At 70.7% G+C, this 16,587-nt stretch carries 17 protein-coding genes and 1 pseudogene; 12 read left to right on the plus strand and 6 right to left on the minus strand.

Annotation, left to right across the window (positions count from 1 at the left end; genetic code table 11):
• The first annotated feature begins 106 nt into the window (after positions 1-106).
• The gene (locus ACZ4A5_RS01525; protein WP_467576978.1) at positions 107-913 is read left to right on the plus strand and encodes a site-2 protease family protein; all 807 of its coding nucleotides are present in this window, start codon (positions 107-109) and stop codon (positions 911-913) included.
• Here the strand turns inward: ACZ4A5_RS01525 and ACZ4A5_RS01530 are convergent.
• Positions 903-1,094 (minus strand): hypothetical protein, encoded by a 192-nt coding sequence (locus ACZ4A5_RS01530; protein WP_467576981.1) that lies wholly within the window; start codon positions 1,092-1,094, stop codon positions 903-905. The two genes, ACZ4A5_RS01525 and ACZ4A5_RS01530, sit on opposite strands and share 11 nt — an antisense overlap.
• Before the next feature lie 335 nt (positions 1,095-1,429).
• Positions 1,430-2,134: an NADPH-dependent F420 reductase gene (gene npdG, locus ACZ4A5_RS01535; RefSeq protein WP_398867371.1), complete on the minus strand. Its 705-nt coding sequence runs from the start codon at positions 2,132-2,134 to the stop codon at positions 1,430-1,432.
• Positions 2,135-2,252: 118 nt separating this feature from the next.
• Here npdG and ACZ4A5_RS01540 point away from each other — a divergent pair, with 118 nt between their 5' ends.
• Both ACZ4A5_RS01540 and ACZ4A5_RS01545 read left to right on the plus strand, forming a co-directional pair.
• Positions 2,253-2,879: a hypothetical protein gene (locus ACZ4A5_RS01540; RefSeq protein ID WP_467576984.1), complete on the plus strand. Its 627-nt coding sequence runs from the start codon at positions 2,253-2,255 to the stop codon at positions 2,877-2,879.
• A gap of 55 nt (positions 2,880-2,934) precedes the next feature.
• Positions 2,935-4,263 carry an MFS transporter gene (locus ACZ4A5_RS01545; protein ID WP_467576987.1) on the plus strand — a complete coding sequence of 443 codons (1,329 nt, stop codon included), beginning with the start codon at positions 2,935-2,937 and terminating at the stop codon, positions 4,261-4,263.
• 222 nt (positions 4,264-4,485) lie between these two features.
• On the opposite strand, the gene ACZ4A5_RS01550 is transcribed toward ACZ4A5_RS01545, so the two are convergent.
• The gene (locus ACZ4A5_RS01550; protein WP_467576990.1) at positions 4,486-4,710 is read right to left on the minus strand and encodes a hypothetical protein; all 225 of its coding nucleotides are present in this window, start codon (positions 4,708-4,710) and stop codon (positions 4,486-4,488) included.
• Positions 4,711-4,779: 69 nt separating this feature from the next.
• On the opposite strand from ACZ4A5_RS01550, the gene map reads away from it, so the two are divergent.
• Together map and ACZ4A5_RS01560 are read left to right on the plus strand one after the other, a co-directional pair.
• The gene (map, locus tag ACZ4A5_RS01555) at positions 4,780-5,637 is read left to right on the plus strand and encodes a type I methionyl aminopeptidase (RefSeq protein WP_467576993.1); all 858 of its coding nucleotides are present in this window, start codon (positions 4,780-4,782) and stop codon (positions 5,635-5,637) included.
• 144 nt (positions 5,638-5,781) lie between these two features.
• A complete protein-coding gene (locus tag ACZ4A5_RS01560) occupies positions 5,782-6,444 on the plus strand; it encodes a biliverdin-producing heme oxygenase (protein ID WP_467576996.1) in 663 nt (220 codons plus the stop codon).
• On the opposite strand, the pseudogene ACZ4A5_RS01565 reads toward ACZ4A5_RS01560, so the two are convergent.
• Together ACZ4A5_RS01565 and ACZ4A5_RS01570 are read right to left on the minus strand one after the other, a co-directional pair.
• Positions 6,445-6,564: pseudogene (locus ACZ4A5_RS01565) on the minus strand (DUF397 domain-containing protein); the annotation flags it as partial. It lies immediately after the preceding gene.
• Positions 6,533-7,468: a helix-turn-helix domain-containing protein gene (locus ACZ4A5_RS01570; protein WP_467576999.1), complete on the minus strand. Its 936-nt coding sequence runs from the start codon at positions 7,466-7,468 to the stop codon at positions 6,533-6,535. The pseudogene ACZ4A5_RS01565 and the gene ACZ4A5_RS01570, both read right to left, overlap by 32 nt.
• Before the next feature lie 133 nt (positions 7,469-7,601).
• On the opposite strand from ACZ4A5_RS01570, the gene ACZ4A5_RS01575 reads away from it, so the two are divergent.
• Both ACZ4A5_RS01575 and ACZ4A5_RS01580 read left to right on the plus strand, forming a co-directional pair.
• On the plus strand, positions 7,602-7,829 hold the full coding sequence (locus ACZ4A5_RS01575; RefSeq protein ID WP_467577001.1) for a hypothetical protein: 228 nt from the start codon (positions 7,602-7,604) through the stop codon (positions 7,827-7,829).
• A gap of 32 nt (positions 7,830-7,861) precedes the next feature.
• Positions 7,862-8,995: a methyltransferase domain-containing protein gene (locus ACZ4A5_RS01580; RefSeq protein ID WP_467577005.1), complete on the plus strand. Its 1,134-nt coding sequence runs from the start codon at positions 7,862-7,864 to the stop codon at positions 8,993-8,995.
• A gap of 58 nt (positions 8,996-9,053) precedes the next feature.
• On the opposite strand, the gene ACZ4A5_RS01585 is transcribed toward ACZ4A5_RS01580, so the two are convergent.
• The gene (locus ACZ4A5_RS01585) at positions 9,054-10,679 is read right to left on the minus strand and encodes an HtaA domain-containing protein (RefSeq protein WP_467577008.1); all 1,626 of its coding nucleotides are present in this window, start codon (positions 10,677-10,679) and stop codon (positions 9,054-9,056) included.
• 337 nt (positions 10,680-11,016) lie between these two features.
• On the opposite strand from ACZ4A5_RS01585, the gene ACZ4A5_RS01590 reads away from it, so the two are divergent.
• The 5 genes from ACZ4A5_RS01590 to efeB all read left to right on the plus strand — a co-directional run bounded on the left by ACZ4A5_RS01590 (position 11,017) and on the right by efeB (position 16,556).
• Positions 11,017-12,063: a heme/hemin ABC transporter substrate-binding protein gene (locus ACZ4A5_RS01590; protein ID WP_467577011.1), complete on the plus strand. Its 1,047-nt coding sequence runs from the start codon at positions 11,017-11,019 to the stop codon at positions 12,061-12,063.
• A 1-nt stretch (position 12,064) separates the two neighbouring features.
• On the plus strand, positions 12,065-13,147 hold the full coding sequence (locus tag ACZ4A5_RS01595) for a FecCD family ABC transporter permease (RefSeq protein ID WP_467577014.1): 1,083 nt from the start codon (positions 12,065-12,067) through the stop codon (positions 13,145-13,147).
• Positions 13,144-14,025: a heme ABC transporter ATP-binding protein gene (locus ACZ4A5_RS01600; RefSeq protein ID WP_467577017.1), complete on the plus strand. Its 882-nt coding sequence runs from the start codon at positions 13,144-13,146 to the stop codon at positions 14,023-14,025. The genes ACZ4A5_RS01595 and ACZ4A5_RS01600 overlap by 4 nt, the downstream gene beginning before the upstream one ends.
• 101 nt (positions 14,026-14,126) lie before the next feature.
• Positions 14,127-15,257 (plus strand): iron uptake system protein EfeO, encoded by a 1,131-nt coding sequence (efeO, locus tag ACZ4A5_RS01605; RefSeq protein WP_467577020.1) that lies wholly within the window; start codon positions 14,127-14,129, stop codon positions 15,255-15,257.
• An 18-nt stretch (positions 15,258-15,275) separates the two neighbouring features.
• Positions 15,276-16,556: an iron uptake transporter deferrochelatase/peroxidase subunit gene (gene efeB, locus ACZ4A5_RS01610; protein ID WP_467577024.1), complete on the plus strand. Its 1,281-nt coding sequence runs from the start codon at positions 15,276-15,278 to the stop codon at positions 16,554-16,556.
• Positions 16,557-16,587 lie beyond the last annotated feature (31 nt).

Here is a 16,587-nt window from a genome sequence, read left to right on the forward strand (position 1 = left end):
GCAGGCGTTACGCCGATCCGGCGGGAGGAAGTACGGTTCGCCCCGTACGTTCGTACACCCGGGGCATTCCCGGCAGCACAGGCCAAACCTTCAGGAGCGCACACCTATGTCGACAGCGGCCCGCGGCGAACGGCGGGTGAGCCCCGTCTTCCTCGCCCTCGTCGCCATCATGGCGGTCTCCATATGGGCGGTGTGGACCGACTTCTCGGCGAGCCCCGGCTTCGCCGTCTTCCTCTTCATCGTCTCGGGCTGGATCGTCTCGCTCTGCCTGCACGAGTACGCGCACGCGCGCTCGGCCCTCTTCGGCGGTGACATCTCGGTGGGGGCGAAGGGCTATCTGACCCTCGACCCGCTGAAGTACACGCACGCCGTGCTCAGCATCGTGCTGCCGGTGATCTTCGTGATCATGGGCGGGATCGGCCTGCCCGGCGGCGCGGTCTTCATCGAGCGGCACCGCATCCGCAGCCGCTGGAAGCAGAGCCTGGTCTCGGCGGCGGGCCCGCTGACGAACGCCCTCTTCGCGGCCGTCGTCGCCGCGCCCTTCTGGCTGGACGCCATGGACGGCGTGCCGGACCACTTCCGCTACGCCCTGGGCTTCATGGTGCTGCTCCAGGTCACCGCGGCGATCCTGAACTTCCTGCCGGTGCCGGGCCTGGACGGCTACGGCGTGATCGAGCCCTGGCTGTCCCACGGCATCCGGCGGCAGGTCGAGCCGTTCGCGCCGTTCGGCCTGCTCGCGGTCTTCGGCTTCCTGTGGATCCCCGAGGTGAACCACGCCTTCTTCGACGCGATCAACTCGCTGCTGCGCGACCTGGGCGTGACGGAGTGGGACACCTACTGGGGAAGGCAGCTGTTCCGCTTCTGGCAGGGCACGCCCGACATCCCGCGGCTGGCCGACATCGTCATCGGCTAGCGGCCTGCTCGGCGGCGCGGTCGTTCTTCGCCTTGCGCACGTAGTACCAGGCGATGTTGGACGAGACGCCGAGCAGCAGGATCCAGACGACGCCGAGCCAGCTGCCCTGGACGAACGAGATGACGGCCGCCACCGTCGCGAGGACGCATACGGCGATGGCGTAGAGAGCGAGGCGGGGCATGGGGGACGGCTCCTGTCCGGGGGCGCATGTGCGTACGATCCTGGCCATTGTCCCCCACGGGGCGCTGCGCTTGGCGGGTGGCGGGGGTTCGGTCGGTTGCCGGGGGCGCGTTGCGCCTGCGGCGGGAGCGCCCTGCGGGCGCATCCTCAAACGCCGGACGGGCTGAATTGTGCGGACCGTAGCCAGCACAATCAGCCCGTCCGGCGTTTGAGGACAACGCGGCGAAGCCGTGTTGCGGGGTCTGGGGCGACAGCCCCAGTTTCGGGAAGGGGCGGGGCTGGGGAAAGGCCCGCCGCAGGCGCCCCCACCCGCACCCGCACCCCCACCCGCACCCCCTAAACGTCAGTCACCCGCAACCCCGCATGCGCCTTGTACCGCCGGTTCACAGAAATAAGGTTCGCGACCAGCGACTCCACCTGATGCGCATTGCGCAGCCGCCCCGCGAACACCCCCCGCATGCCGGGAATGCGAGCGGCCAGCGCCTGCACGACATCCGTATCGGCCCGCGCCTCACCGAGGACCATCACATCGGTGTCGATCTCGGCGATCGACGGGTCGGACAGCAGCACCGCCGACAGGTGGTGGAAGGCGGCGGTCACCCGCGAGTCCGGCAGCAGGGCGGCGGCCTGCTCGGCGGCACTGCCCTCCTCCGGCTTCAGCGCGTAGGCGCCCTTCTTGTCGAAGCCGAGCGGGTTGACGCAATCGATCACCAGCTTCCCGGCGAGCTCCTCGCGCAGCGACTCCAGGGTCTTCGCGTGCCCGTCCCACGGCACGGCGACGATCACGATGTCGCTGCGCCGCGCGCACTCCGCGTTGTCCGCGCCCTCGACGCCCAGGCCCAGCTCCTCGGCGGCGGTCCGCGCGCGCTCGGCGGCCCGCGACCCGATGATCACCCGCTGCCCGGCCTTCGCCAGCCGGTAGGCGAGCCCGCGCCCCTGGTCACCGGTGCCGCCGAGCACGCCGACCACGAGCCCGGAGACGTCGGGCAGGTCCCAGGGGTCCTTGGCGGGGGCCTTCTTCGTGTCGTCAGAAGTAGTCATGGGGCGATCCTGTCACGCAGGCCCGGAGGTATCGCCTCCGGCGTTTCCCGGCCCGTACGGGTGAGACCCCGGGCAACCCGATCCCGGACGGCACCCCGGCACGGCACAATCCGGCCGCATGGATGCCGTACGCGTCGCGCTCCTGCGCGAAGTCCTCGCCGGAACGGAATGGCTCCAGTCCACCCGCCGCTTCGCGGGAACGCTCCGGAACTCGGTCACCCGCCACCACGGCGGCCTGCTCCTCGTCGGCACCGCGGAGTACGAGCCCTGGCATCTGGCCGCCCACCTGGACGACGAGGCCGCCTGGTCCGGCCTGCCCGAGCTGTCGCCCACCCTCGTGCGGCACCGGGTCCCGCCGGGCGGCCCCGCGCACCTGTCGGTCGGGCTCGGCCGGCTCGCGGCGGCCCGCCGGGGCGAGACGCTGCTGGTGGTGACGGCCGAGCGGCCCGGCGCGGAGCTGCTGGAGCGGGTGCACGACGTGCGCCGCGGCGGGGCGACCGTGCTGGCTCTGGACGGCACCTCCGAGGGTACGGACTCCGAGCTGTGCGCCCTCGCCCACGACCGGCTGACCGTGCCCCCCTCGCCGTCCTCCACCACCACCGAGCTCGACCTCGACACCATGCAGCACCTGGTCAGCGCCGCCGCCGGGGAGAACAGCCTGCCCGAGCGGCGCGGCCGCCGCTTCCGCGACCGCCTCGCCCGCCTCGCCGACCAGTTGACGGCCCCGCCACCGCCCCGCTGGTGACCGCCGGGGGAAATCGGTTTGCTCCGCGTGGCCCCGTTACGGACCATGGTCTCCCGTGACTGCGCAAGACCCCCCTTCCGAACCATCCGCCCCTTCCGAACCCGTGCCCGGCCGCCGCCTGCGCGCGCTGCTGCCCGACCTTTCCCCCTGGCGCTCCTCCCCCGACTACCGCCGGATGTGGCTGGCCGGGCTGGTGACGGTCTTCGGCACGTTCCTGACCTTCATCGCGGTGCCCCTTCAGCTCAAGGAGCTGACCGGCTCGGCGCTCGCCGTGGGCGCGGTCGGCGCGGTCGAGCTCGTCCCCCTGATCGTCTTCGGCCTCTACGGCGGGGCGCTCGCCGACGCCATGGACCGCCGCAAGCTGATCCTGTGGACCGAGGCCGGGCTCGGGGTCCTGTCGGTGATCCTGCTGCTCAACACGCTGCTGCCGGACCCGATGATCTGGCCGCTGTATGTGGTGGCGGCGCTGACCAGCGCCCTGAGCGGGCTCCAGCGCCCCGCGATGCAGGCGATCGTGCCGCGCATCGTCGCGCACGACCAGCTCCCCGCGGCCATCGCCCTGAACTCGATGCGCTGGCAGCTCGGCGCCATCGCGGGCCCGTCCCTGGCCGGCCTGATCATCGCGTTCGCGGGGCTGCCGTGGGCGTACACGCTCGACATCGCCTCGTACGCCGTCTCCGGCCTGCTGCTCCTCGGCCTCGCCCCCTCCCCCGCCGCGCGCGAGGCGGAGAAGCCGTCGCTGCGCGGCATCCTGGAGGGCGGCCGCTACGCGTGGAGCCGCAAGGAACTGCTCGGCACGTACGCCATCGACATGGCGGCCATGCTGTTCGCCTTCCCCACCGCGATCTTCCCCTTCCTCGCGGACGACCTGGGCGCGCCCTGGGCGCTGGGCCTGATGTACTCCGCCGGCGCGGTCGGCTCCCTCGTCGTGAGCCTGACCAGCGGCTGGGCCTCACGGGTCCACCGGCACGGCCGGATGGTCGTCTTCGCGGCCCTCGGCTGGGGCGCCGCGATGGCCGTGGCCGGCTGGATGCACAACGTCTGGCTCGTCCTGCTCTTCCTCGCCGTCGCGGGCGGCTGCGACATGGTCAGCGGCCTCTTCCGCTCCGCGATCTGGGACCAGACGATCCCGGACGAACTCCGCGGCCGCCTGGCGGGCATAGAAATGCTCTCCTACTCCCTGGGCCCGCAGATCGGCCAGGTCCGCGCGGGCGGCATGGCTTCGCTGACGAACGCGCGGACGTCCGTGTGGGCCGGGGGTGTGGCGTGCGTGGCGTCGGTGGGCTTGCTGGCTGTGGCGCTGCCGAAGCTGATGGCTTATGACGGCAGGACGGATCCGCACGCGGTGCGTTTGCGCCAGCGCAAGCTGGCTGAGGCGGCGTAGTGGGGGTGCGGGTCCGTTGACCTGCGGCCACGTCCTCAAACGCCGGACGGGCTGATTAATCAGCCCGTCCGGCGTTTGAGGACAACGCGCGAAGCGTGTTGCCGGGGGTCCGGGGGCTCGCCTCCGGTTTCGGGGAGGGGCGGGGCTGGGGAACGAGCCCGCCGCAGGCGCACCCAACCCGCACCCGGCAACACTCCGCACAGCAAAGCGCAGCGGCCCCGCTCACTCCCCCGGCGGACGCCCCTCGTCATTCCACCGCGGATCCTCCTGCCACGATTCATTCCGCTCACGCGCCGTCTCCATCGCATGAGACGCCTCCTCGCGCGACCCATAAGGACCCATCCGGTCCGCGGCCCGGCACTCCGGCCCCTCCTCCACCACGCCGTGCTTGAGGCAGTAGTACCACTCCCCCGCCTGGCCGGCCGCGCGCCGCTTGAACAGTGCCATCAGCTCTCCCAACCCTCATCGTGCTCTCGCCCACATGCTCCCCGATGTGCCCTGGATACACTCGCTGACATGTCTGGCCAGTCGCTTCTCAGTCCGGGGACGCTCTCCCCCACCCGTCCCGTGCCCGCTTCGATCCCGCGGCCCGAATACGTCGGCAAGGACATGCCGACACCGTACGACGGCCCCGAGGTCCAGAGCGCCGAGACGATCGAGCGGATGCGGGTCGCGGGCCGCATCGCCGCGCGGGCGATGGAGGAGGCGGCCAAGCTCATCGCCCCGGGCGTGACGACGGACGAGCTGGACCGCGTCGCGCACGAGTACATGTGCGACCACGGCGCCTACCCCTCCACGCTCGGCTACCGCGGCTTCCCCAAGTCGCTGTGCGCCTCCGTGAACGAGGTGATCTGCCACGGCATCCCGGACTCGACCGTGCTGCGCGACGGCGACATCGTCAACCTCGACGTGACGGCCTTCATCGGCGGCGTGCACGGCGACAACAACGCCACCTATCTGTGCGGTGACGTGGACGAGGAGTCCCGTCTGCTGGTCGAGCGGACCCGCGAGGCGCTGAACCGCGCGATCAAGGCCGTCAAGCCCGGCCGCCGGATCAACATCATCGGCCGGGTCATCGAGTCGTACGCCAAGCGCTTCGGCTACGGCGTCGTCCGCGACTTCACCGGTCACGGCATCAACTCGTCCTTCCACTCCGGCCTGATCGTCCCGCACTACGACAGCCCGCACCACGACACCCTGATCCAGCCCGGGATGACCTTCACCATCGAGCCGATGCTGACGCTGGGGACGTACGAGTACGACATGTGGGCGGACGGCTGGACGGTCGTCACGAAGGACCGCAAGCGGACCGCGCAGTTCGAGCACACGCTGGTGGTGACGGACTCCGGGGCGGAGATTCTGACCCTGCCGTAAGGCGGCCGAGGGCGGTAAGGTTTTACCGACAGCACGTCGGGAAAATATTGACTTAGGTAAGCCTAAGTAGAGAGAATCGGCGACACCAGCGCGCCCGCGCGCCCCGTCCCGTCGCTCCCGCCCCTCGGCCCCCGGAGGTCCGCCTTGGACGCGCCCGCCAGCACGCCGTTCTCCACGCTGATCCGCACCGCCTCGCACGAGCAGCACACGGAGGCGGAGAACTCGTCGTTCATGAGCGACATGCTCGGCGGGCGGCTCGGCGTCGCCGCCTACCGGCGCTATACGGAGCAGCTCTGGTTCGTCTACCGCGCCCTGGAAGCCGCGACGGCGACCCTCGCGGACGACCCGGTCGCGGGCCCCTTCATACGCCCCGAGCTGACCCGCACGCCCGAGCTGGAGCGCGACCTCACCCACCTCGGCGGGCCGGGCTGGCGCACGCAGGCCACACCGCTGCCGGCGACGGCGGCGTACGCGGCCCGCGTCGAGGAGTGCGCCCGCGAGTGGCCCGCGGGCTATGTGGCCCACCACTACACCCGCTATCTGGGCGACCTCTCCGGCGGCCAGATCATCCGCGGCACCGCCGAGAAGACGTGGGGCTTCGCGCGCAAGGGCGACGGCGTGCGCTTCTACGTCTTCGAGGGCATCGGCAACCCCGCCGCGTTCAAGCGGGAGTACCGCGAACTCCTCGACGCGCTGCCGGTCGACGACCTGGAGAAGCAGCGTGTGATCGACGAGTGCAAGCGCGCTTTCGCGCTGAACACGGAGGTCTTCCACGCGCTGGGACGCGAGTTCCCGCTGAGCGCGTAGTCAGAGCGCGCCCTCCCGGACGGCGGAGACGAACGGGCCCCAGGCGTCGGCCGGGAGCAGGAGCGCGGGGTTCTGCGGGGCCTTGCTGTCACGGACGGGGACGACGCCGGAGACCGCGAATGCGGGGGCCCATTCGACGCAGGTTCCGCCGTTCCCGTCGCTGTGGCTGGACTTCACCCATATCGCAGGGGTGAGGTCGTGGGTGGTGCTCATTTCTGTATGCCTCCATGACATGCCGGATGAGGAAGAGAGAGTCATCGAGTGACAGGGCATTGGCGCGCAGCCGCTCAAAGGTCGCGCGCGCTTCGGCGACCGCTTCCGACTGGTCATGCACTTGCCCCTGCACATAACTCTCCGCATACAGGACTTCGGGCCCGCCCTGCTGCCTGAGCAAGATAAACGGCGTTCCCCGGGGAGGGACTCCGCCGAAGGGGAGCATCTGCACCGTGATGCGCGGATGCTCGGACACCGCCAGCAAGTGCCGGAGTTGCCTCAGCATCACATCAGCACCACCCAGACCGGACCACAGTGCAGCCTCTTGCAGAATGACCCAGAAGGAAGGGGGCTTGGGCCGCTCGAATACTTCCCGGCGCCGCATGCGGTCCTCTACCCGCTGCATGATCTGTGGGGTCGCATCCTCTGGACGGGCCGCCCGATAGACGACCTCGGCGTACTCGGGAGTCTGCAAGATGCCTGGCACCAGCACAGGCGAGTAGTCACAGACGTCCGCCGCCTTACGCTCCAACTGGAGATACGGGATCATCCACGCCGGATTGCCCGCGTCTGCCGCTCGCTGACGCATTCTGGTGTAGACCCCAGGCGTGCCGAAGACCTTGTCGCACTGTTCCGCGAACTGAGCGCTGGCCAGTTGCTGGCCCGTCTCGACCTTGCTGACGTAAGGCTGTTGGCAGCACAGCTTGTCGGCGAGCACGGCTTGCGACCACCCGCGCGCCTCACGGGCGTACTTGATCTCCACACCGAATGTCCGGACCGGCGACTCCGACGGGCCCGACTCATCGCTCATATGTTCAACTCCCCATATTCCAGCCCGCTTTGGAATGGCTGGAGCCCTGGTCAGCGTAGCGGCAGCCGGTGGAATCTGAGCCTCAAGCTTGATGCCCGCTCCCCATGAGCGGAACACACGGAGGCTCGAACAGATGACGGAGACGACGGGCGCGGCACTGTGGACCGGCTACCGGTCCGGCGCGCTGGTGGTGGACAAGACCACCGGCAGGTTGGGCGTGTCCCACGCGTTCGACGGCGAGCGGTACACGCTCGTGGGGATCGGGAGCACCGAGCGATGGACGGCCCCCGCAGCGTCCGTCCGCCTGGCCACCGACGAGGAACGCCGCACCCTCGGCCTCGGACCCCGGAGCGTGGACTGATGACCTCGCCCTTGGGCGGGTACCCAACGCCCGTGGACTGGAAGCCTCACGCGCGACGGCTCGCCGCTCAGGTGGCCGACCCCGTCTCGCGGTGGCGTAGGCCGGTCGCGGAGACCCCCCGCCACATACTCGTACCCCGGTGGTGGGAACGGGCCGGGGGTGACGGATGGCGCCTGCGTGACGGGGTCGAAGACCACGGAACATGGGCAGCCGCCGCCTATTCGGATCAGACGCTCGTCACCCGGGTCGGACCACGCCACGCCGACCACGCCGAAGCCGGCGAGACCGCCACCGGGCGGCCGACATCGTCCTCGACGCTGCCCGGCCTGGTCGTCAAGATGTACCGCTACGACCGGCTGTACGAGGGCGCGGACCTGCTGGACGTGGCCACGGGCTCGGGATACGGAACCGCTCTCGCGGCACGCGTGCTCGGGGAGCGACACGTCACGGCGCTGGACGTCGACCCCTACCTCACCGAGGCCGCGCGCGACCGCCTCGATCGCATCAGGCTTCGGCCGAACGTCATCACGTGTGACGCGGCAGGTCCGCTTCCGGGCGACTACGACCGGATCGTGTCCACGGTCTCCGTGCGGCCCGTACCGGCCTCATGGCTGTCCGCGCTCCGGCCCGGCGGACGTCTCGTGACCACCATCGCCGGCACGTCGATGATCCTCACAGCGTGGAAGACCGACGACGGCGGGGCGGTCGGCCAGATCGAGCGCGACTGGGCCGGTTTCATGCACACCCGCCGAGGCGACGACTATCCGCCCGGACCCGGGAACCGACTCGACGCGATCGGGGACATGGAGGGAGACCATGTCTCCCAAGGCCGATACCCCGTCCTGAACCTCACCGACGCGTGGGAGTTGCGATCGATGCTCGAACTCTCCGCCCCGGGAGTGGAGACCCACTACCGGCAGGAGGGCAGGCAGCGCACCGCATGGCTCATCCACGAGGACGGCTCATGGGCTCGGGCCACCGCATCGCACCTTGACCCACCCACGGTCCATCAGAGCGGCCCGCGCCGACTCTGGGACGTCCTCGAACGCATCCGGCACCGGCAGAACGCCGAAGGCGGCCTGCCGGTCTACGGCAGTCACGCGAAGATCGACCCGGACGGGACCTGCCACCTCACCCGGGGCAAGTGGTCCGCCGTCATCGAGTAGGCCCGCCGCCCCGCCCACACGCTTCTCCCCAAAAGGCGTGTGGGCGAGGCGCTGGACGTCAGCCCTGCTGGCCGGCCTTGCGGCGGCGCGCCGCGTAGACCGCGCCGCCACCGACGGCGATCAGCGCGGCCGCGCCACCGAGGAGCGGGCCGGTGGGGGTGTTCGCGCCGGTGGACGCGAGCGTGCCGGAGGCGGTGGTGTCCGTCGCCGTGGCCGTGCCACCGGTGGTGGCGGTGGAGCCGGTGCCGCCCGTGGTGGTGGAGGTGTTGGTGGCGGTCGCGCCGGTGTTGGTGGTGGTGTCGGTGCTCTTGTCGGAGCTGGTGCCCGACGGCATGTCAGGGAGCTTGGCGTTCTTGTCGGTTGCGACGTTCACCGTCAGCGGGTCCAGGGCGTCGCCGCTCTTGACGATCGTGTCGTTCTTGAAGGTGAGCGCAGCAGCGCCCTCAGGCGTGAGCGTCGCCGGGACCGCCGAAAGCGTCACCACGCCGTCCTTGGCCTTCGGGAAGTCCCCGGGGAGTGCCAGCTTGGCGAACGGGATGGGCTCGGTGCTCCGGTTGGTCGTGGCAGTGACGGTGCCGGTCTTGCCCTTCACCTCGACCTGAAGGTCCGTGAGCTTCAGATCCACGTCGCCCCCGCGGGCAGTGAAGCGGACCTCGCCGGCGAACTTGGCCTTGAGCGAAGAATCAGTGGCGTTGTAGGAGCCACTGCCCTTGGAGAAGCGGTAGCCCTCCTTGAAGCGCTTCGCGCCGCCGGACACCGTGGCCTTGCCACTCGTGTTGTCGATGTACTTGCGGAAGGTATCCGACAGCCCCCAGTCGAGGTTACCGTCGACGACCTTGGCGGGAGCCTTCTGCTCACCCTCCTTGCCCTTGTTTTCGGTGTCCTTACCCTGCTCGCCGCCGTTCGCCCCGCCCTGGTTCCCGGTGTTGTTGCCTTCGTTGCCCGTGCTCCCGCCGTTGTCGGTCGGCTCGGCCGTCGCCGCTTTCACCGAGAAGTCGAGCGAGTCGAGCTCGTCGCCCTCCTTGTAAGGCTTCTCGCCGTCCGTGTGCGCGAATGCCTCCGCCCCGGCCGCCGTCAGCTTCGCGGATATCTTCTTGAAGGTGTGGACGCCGCCCTTCGTGCTGCGATCGACGTGCTCCAGGGTGGCGATGACCACGTTCTCCTGAGGCTTGCCACCGTTCTTCGTGACGGTCGCCGTGATCTCGCCCTTTTTCTCCTTGGTCGCGGTGACGACCTTCAGGTCGGAGAGCTTGAGGTCGAGCTTGTAGCCGTGCTCCGCGTCCCCGTACCCCTGGAAGTACACGCCATCCTTGAAGGTCACGGTGGCCACACCGGTCGACTTGTCGTCCGTACCCTTGCCCTCGCCAAAGGTGAAGACACCGCCGTCCTTGGCCTGCGGGGCCCCGGTGACCGTGACCTTCCCGCCCTTGATGTCGTCACGGAGCGACTGCTTCACCCCCCACTCGAGCTTGCCGTCCTTGAGCTCCAGCCGCGACGCGTCGTTCGACGAGGGCGCCTCGACCGGCTTCGAGGCGCCGCCCAGCTTCGACGCATCGACCGGAGCCGACGCCTCACCCTGCTTCGGCGGCTCCGCCGCGAACGCGGGCGCGGTCAGCACAGTCGCCCCAAGGGCAGTCGCCGTGGCCAGCGCGGCGAGCGCGGCGCGGCGTGCGGTGGCGGTCATGTTTGGCTCTCCTAGAGAAACTTGAGACAACTGGGATCAGAGTTTGACCCCCATGACATCAGGTCACCGGGGACCAAGGAAGTGCCGGGTCGGCCGAGCCGCATGAGGGGGCGTCACGGGCGACACCGGGCACCCCGGTCATTTCCCCGAAACGGAATCAGATGCCCGCGTTGCGGACGCCGCCCAGCCCCTGCGTACCACCGGGAACACGCACACCTCGACACCCAAGCGGAAGCAATCGCGCCATCCTCACCCCACTCGGTTGCAGTTTAGGTAAGGCTAACCTAAGTTACTTCCCATCACGCCGGAGCCGCCGGCCGGAGCGAAAGGTGGAACCGTGCTTCAACGGCAGTCGACGGGCCCCTCGATACGTACCCCACGCCGCGCGGGCGCACCCGTCGCCCTGCTCGCCGTCCTCGCCGCGCTCATCGGCCTCGTCGGCTGCTCCTCCGAGGACAGCGGCGGCGACAGCGCGAGACCGTCCCGGAGCGCGGCCGCCGAGAGCACCGGCATCGAGCCGCTCGCGAGCGCGCACCGGGCCCAACTCCCCGTCACCGTACGGTCCGCCGACGACCGCGACGTGACCGTGCACGCCACGGACCGGATCGTGCCGCTCACCGGGGCGCTCGCCGAGACCGTCTTCACGCTCGGGCTCGGGGACCACGTCGTCGCCCGTGATGTCACCGCCACGTTCGAGCAGGCCAAGAAGCTTCCCGTCGTCACCCGCGGACACGACGTCTCCGCGGAGAGCGTCCTCTCGCTCAAGCCCACCCTCGTCCTCGCCGAGACCACCACCGGGCCCGCCGAGGCCGTCGGCCGGATCCGGGACGCCGGGGTCCCCGTCGTCGTGCTCGACCCCGCGAAGAAGCTGTCCGATGTCGGGCCGCGCATCGACAAGGTGGCCGAGGCGCTCGGCGTCCGGACCGCCGGTGACGAGCTGCGCCGCCGCACCGAGCAGCGCCTCGACGCCGCGCGGAAGGGCATCCCGCACGACGCGAAGAAGCCCCGCGTCGCCTTCCTCTATCTGCGGGGCTCGGCGTCCGTCTACATGCTCGGCGGCCCGGGCTCCGGTGCCGACTCGCTCATCGAGGCGGCCGGCGGGGCGGACGCGGGCGTGGAGTCGGGGCTGAAGCGGGAGTTCACACCCGTCACCAGCGAGGCCCTGGCCAAGGCGGCGCCCGACGTCCTGCTCGTCATGGACAAGGGCCTCCAGTCGGTCGGCGGCGTGGACGGCCTCCTCAAGATCCCGGGCGTGGCCCAGACCCCCGCCGGGATGGACCGCCGCGTCGCCTCGGCCGACGACGGCACCCTGCTGAGCTTCGGCCCTCGCACCGACACCGTGCTCACCTCCCTGATCGAGCAGTTCCATCCGAAGAAGTCCTGACATGACCCTCCTGGCCAAGCCGCCGGAGCCGGCGGTCACGGCCGAAGGCGCCCCGCGCCGCCGCACCGGCACGCTCCTCACGCTCGGCATGGCCGGGGCACTCCTCGCCCTCTGCCTCCTCTCCGCGGGTCTCGGCGCGTACGACATCGCCGTCGGCGACGTGCTCCGCTCGCTGCTCCACCGCGTGGGCCTCGGCGGGCACCCGCTGGACCGGGTCGGCGAGAGCGTGCTGTGGAACGTCCGGCTGCCGCGCGTGGCCCTCGCGCTCCTCGTCGGGGCGTCGCTGGGGTGCGCGGGGGCGCTGATGCAGGGCGTGTTCGGCAATCCGCTCGCCGAGCCCGGCGTCATCGGCGTCTCCTCGGGCGCGGCCGTCGGCGCGGTCGCCTCGATCGCGCTCGGCCTGACCTTCCTCGGCAACTGGACGGTCACGGCCTGCGCGTTCGCGGGCGGGCTGGTGACGGTGCTGGCGGTGTACGCGCTGTCGCGGTCCGGCGGGCGTACGGAAGTGGTCACCCTCATCCTCACCGGCATCGCGGTGAACGCCTTCGCGGGTGCCCTCATCGGCCTGTGCGTCTTCCTCGCGGACAGCGCTCAGGTCACCCAGATCACCTTCTGGCAGCTGGGCTCGCTCGCCCAGGCGACATGGCCGAAAGTGCTCGCCGTGCTGCCGTGCGCGCTGGCCGGGCTGGCCGTCGCGCCCTGGTACGCGCGGAAGCTGGACCTCCTCGCGCTCGGGGAGCGGCCCGCACGGCACCTCGGCGTGGACGTCGAGCGGCTGCGCCTCGTACTGGTGCTGGTGGTGGCGCTGTTGACGGCGGCGGCGGTGGCCGTGGCGGGGATCATCACCTTCGTGGGGCTGCTGGTGCCGCACCTGCTGCGCATGGCGGCGGGCCCGGGGCACCGCTTCCTGGTCCCGGGCAGCGCGCTGGGCGGCGCGCTCGTCCTGATCGCCGCCGACCTCGCCGCCCGCATGGCGGCCCAGCCGGCGGAACTCCCCCTGGGCGTCCTGACGGCCCTGCTGGGCAGCCCGTTCTTCTTCTGGTTGCTGCGGAAGGCGCGGCGCGGGCAGGGAGGTTGGGTATGACGCGTTCCCTCTTCCGGTCCCGTACGCCCCACCCGCCCCTCCCCGCCCCCATCGGGACCGTGCGGGCCGAGGCGCGGGCGCTGCGGGTGCGGCTCGGCGGGCGTACCGTCCTCTCCGAGGCCGAGCTGACCGTCGTCGCGGGCGAAGTGCTCGCGCTCGTCGGGCCGAACGGCGCCGGGAAGTCCACCCTGCTCGCCGCGCTCGCCCACGACCTGCCCGCCGAGTCGGGCGAGGTGTGGATCGACGGGCGGCCCGCCGCCGCCTGGACGCCCGCCGATCTCGCGCTGCGCCGGGCCGTGCTGCCGCAGTCGGCGGAGCTGTCGTTCCCCTTCCCGGTCGGGGACGTCGTACGGATGGGGCGCGCGCCCTGGGCCGGGACCCGCGCGGAGGAGGAGGACGACGAGGCCGTACGGAGCGCCATGGCCGCCACGGAGGTGACCGGCTTCGCCGCCCGGCCCTTCGCCGCGCTGTCCGGCGGGGAGCGGGCCCGGGTCTCCTTCGCCCGCGTCCTCGCGCAGCGCGCCCCGCTGCTGCTGCTCGACGAGCCGACGGCCGCGCTGGACCTGCGCCACCAGGAACTGGTGCTGCGGGTGTGCCGGGAGCGGGCCGCGGCGGGTGACGCGGTGGTGGTCGTCCTGCACGACCTGGGCCTCGCCGGGGCGTACGCGGACCGGGTGGCCGTGCTGCACCAGGGCCGGATCGCGGCCGAGGGTCCGCCGGCCGCGGTCTTCGACGCGGCGTCGCTGAGCCGGGTCTACGCGCAGCCGGTGGAGGTCATCGATCATCCGCGCACCGGTGAACCTCTGGTGGTCCCGCGACGGGAGGGCGGTATCTGCCCCGTGAGAGCAGAATCACGCACCGATCTGGGAACAAGATAGGCAAGCCTCAGATAAGTTAGGGCGGCCTAAATAGGCCACGCTGATTCGGCCATCTCGTCCGAGTTCAGCTCCATCCTCCTTGAGCACGCCTGGAGCCCCGTATGCGAGTCCTCCGCACCTCCGCCGTCACCGCCGTCGCGGCGGCAGCGGCCCTGACCGCCGTGTCCGGTTGTGCCGAGAAGTCGGACGGCAAGGGCTCCGACGCCGTCAACGTCACGGCGTCCGACGACAAGTGCGAGGTCTCCACGACGACCTTCCCGGCCGGGCACGTCAAGATCAATGTCCAGAACAAGGGCTCGAAGGTCACCGAGGTCTACGTCTACGCCCCGGACGACCGGATCGTCACCGAGCGCGAGAACATAGGCCCCGGCACCAAGGCGGAGATCACCGCCACCATCAAGGCCGGTTCGTACGAGATCGCCTGCAAGCCCGGGATGAAGGGCGACGGCATCCGTCAGAAGATCACCGTGACCGGCGGCGGCGCGGCGAAGAAGAGCGACCCGGAGCTGGACAAGGCGGTCGCGGAGTACCGCAAGTACGCGCAGGAGCAGGCCGACGAGACGATCCCCGCGGCCCAGAAGTTCGCGGACGCGGTCAAGAGCGGCGACCTGGACGAGGCGAGGAAGACCTACGCCCTCTCCCGCGTCGGCTGGGAGCGGACCGAGCCGGTCGCGGAGTCCTTCGGTGACATCGACCCGAAGGTGGACGTCCGCGAGGACGGCCTGGAGAAGGACCAGAAGTGGACCGGCTGGCACCGGCTGGAGAAGTCGCTCTGGGACGACAAGAAGATCACGGACGACGACAAGAAGCTCGCCGACCAGCTGATGACGGACCTCAAGGACTGGCAGAAGCGCGTCGGCACCGCCGAGATCACCCCGACCAGCATGGCCAACGGCGCCAAGGAACTCCTCGACGAGGTCTACCGGAACAAGATCACCGGTGAGGAGGAGCGCTACAGCCACACCGACCTCGTCGACTTCGAGGGCAACGTGGACGGCGCCGAGAAGGCGTACGGGCTGCTGAAGCCGGTCGCCGCCAAGCACGACCCCGAGCTCACCAAGGAACTGGACAAGCAGTTCGCCGCGGTGAAGAAGGCGCTCGACGACTACCGCGAGGGCGACGGCTTCAAGGCGTACGACACCGTCGGCAAGGACGACCGCAAGAAGCTGTCCGACGCCGTCAACGCGCTCTCCGAGCCGCTGTCCAAGCTCGCCGCGGCTGTCGCGAAGTAACGCGGGGGGCGATCTTTCATGACTGACGAAAAGAAGAAGGAAGAAGTGACGGCCGACAAGTCCGCCGCGCCCTCCCGCCGTTCCGTGCTGGGCTGGGGCGGTGCAGGGCTCGCGCTGGGCGCGGCCGCCGCCGGCGGGACCGTCGCCGCGCTGCGCGTCGGCGACGACACCTCGCCCGCCGCCTCCGGGGGCGACGCGGTGGAGTTCTACGGCGAGCACCAGGCCGGCATCTCCACCCCCGTGCAGGACCGCCTGCACTTCGCGTCCTTCGACGTGACCACCACCGACCGCGCGGCCCTGATGAAGCTGCTCCAGGAGTGGACGGCCGCCGCCGCGCGGATGACGGCCGGGCACGAGGTCGGCGAGGGCGCGATCAGCGAGAACGAGGAGCTGCCGCCGGACGACACGGGCGAGGCCCTCGGCCTCAAGCCCTCGCGGCTGACGCTGACCTTCGGCGTCGGTCCCGGCCTCTTCGAGAAGGACGGCAAGGACCGCTTCGGGCTCAGGTCCCGCCGCCCGAAGGCCCTGATCGACCTGCCGGCCTTCCCCGGCGACAACCTCGACGCGGCCCGCAGCGGCGGCGACCTGTGCGTCCAGGCGTGCGCCGACGACCCCCAGGTCGCCGTGCACGCGATCCGCAACCTCGCCCGGATCGGCATGGGCCGGGTCGCGATCCGCTGGTCGCAGCTGGGCTTCGGCAAGACGTCCTCCACGACGCCCGACGCCCAGACCCCGCGCAACATGCTGGGCTTCAAGGACGGCACCCGGAACATCGCCGGGACCGAGACCGACCGCCTCGGCAAGTACGTCTGGGTCGGCGAGAAGGACGGCCCCGACTGGATGGCCGGCGGCTCCTACCTCGTCGCCCGCCGCATCCGCATGCACATCGAGACCTGGGACCGCACCTCGCTCAAGGAGCAGGAGGACGTCTTCGGCCGCGACAAGGCCGAGGGCGCCCCGCAGGGCAAGCAGCGCGAGCACGACGAGCCCGACCTCAGGGCGATGAAGGACACCGCGCACGTGCGGCTGGCCCACCCGGACAGCAACAACGGCGTGACGATCCTGCGCCGCGGCTACTCCTTCACCGACGGCACGGACGGCCTCGGCCGCCTGGACGCCGGCCTGTTCTTCATCGCGTACCAGAAGGACGTACGCGACGGCTTCGTGCCGCTCCAGACGCGGCTCGCGGCCAAGGACGCCCTCAACGAGTACATCCAGCACGTGGGTTCGGCGGTCTTCGCCGTCCCGCCCGGCGTCCGCGGCAAGGACGACTGGTGGGGCAAGGCGCTCTTCGCGTGAACGGCGGCCTGTTGACGGATCTCTCGAAGGA

This window comes from Streptomyces sp. NPDC025618 (assembly GCF_055558795.1).

Bases quoted from the DNA above. Each gene is read 5' to 3' on its own strand.
- ACZ4A5_RS01575 (WP_467577001.1), top strand. From the start codon at position 7,602: ATGACGGAGACGACGGGCGCGGCACTGTGGACCGGCTACCGGTCCGGC.
- ACZ4A5_RS01595 (WP_467577014.1), top strand. From the start codon at position 12,065: ATGACCCTCCTGGCCAAGCCGCCGGAGCCGGCGGTCACGGCCGAAGGC.
- ACZ4A5_RS01540 (WP_467576984.1), top strand. From the start codon at position 2,253: ATGGATGCCGTACGCGTCGCGCTCCTGCGCGAAGTCCTCGCCGGAACG.
- npdG (WP_398867371.1), bottom strand. From the start codon at position 2,134: ATGACTACTTCTGACGACACGAAGAAGGCCCCCGCCAAGGACCCCTGG.
- ACZ4A5_RS01525 (WP_467576978.1), top strand. From the start codon at position 107: ATGTCGACAGCGGCCCGCGGCGAACGGCGGGTGAGCCCCGTCTTCCTC.
- ACZ4A5_RS01585 (WP_467577008.1), bottom strand. From the start codon at position 10,679: ATGACCGCCACCGCACGCCGCGCCGCGCTCGCCGCGCTGGCCACGGCG.
- ACZ4A5_RS01550 (WP_467576990.1), bottom strand. From the start codon at position 4,710: ATGGCACTGTTCAAGCGGCGCGCGGCCGGCCAGGCGGGGGAGTGGTAC.
- ACZ4A5_RS01570 (WP_467576999.1), bottom strand. From the start codon at position 7,468: ATGAGCGATGAGTCGGGCCCGTCGGAGTCGCCGGTCCGGACATTCGGT.
- ACZ4A5_RS01530 (WP_467576981.1), bottom strand. From the start codon at position 1,094: ATGCCCCGCCTCGCTCTCTACGCCATCGCCGTATGCGTCCTCGCGACG.
- ACZ4A5_RS01600 (WP_467577017.1), top strand. From the start codon at position 13,144: ATGACGCGTTCCCTCTTCCGGTCCCGTACGCCCCACCCGCCCCTCCCC.
- map (WP_467576993.1), top strand. From the start codon at position 4,780: ATGTCTGGCCAGTCGCTTCTCAGTCCGGGGACGCTCTCCCCCACCCGT.
- efeO (WP_467577020.1), top strand. From the start codon at position 14,127: ATGCGAGTCCTCCGCACCTCCGCCGTCACCGCCGTCGCGGCGGCAGCG.
- efeB (WP_467577024.1), top strand. From the start codon at position 15,276: ATGACTGACGAAAAGAAGAAGGAAGAAGTGACGGCCGACAAGTCCGCC.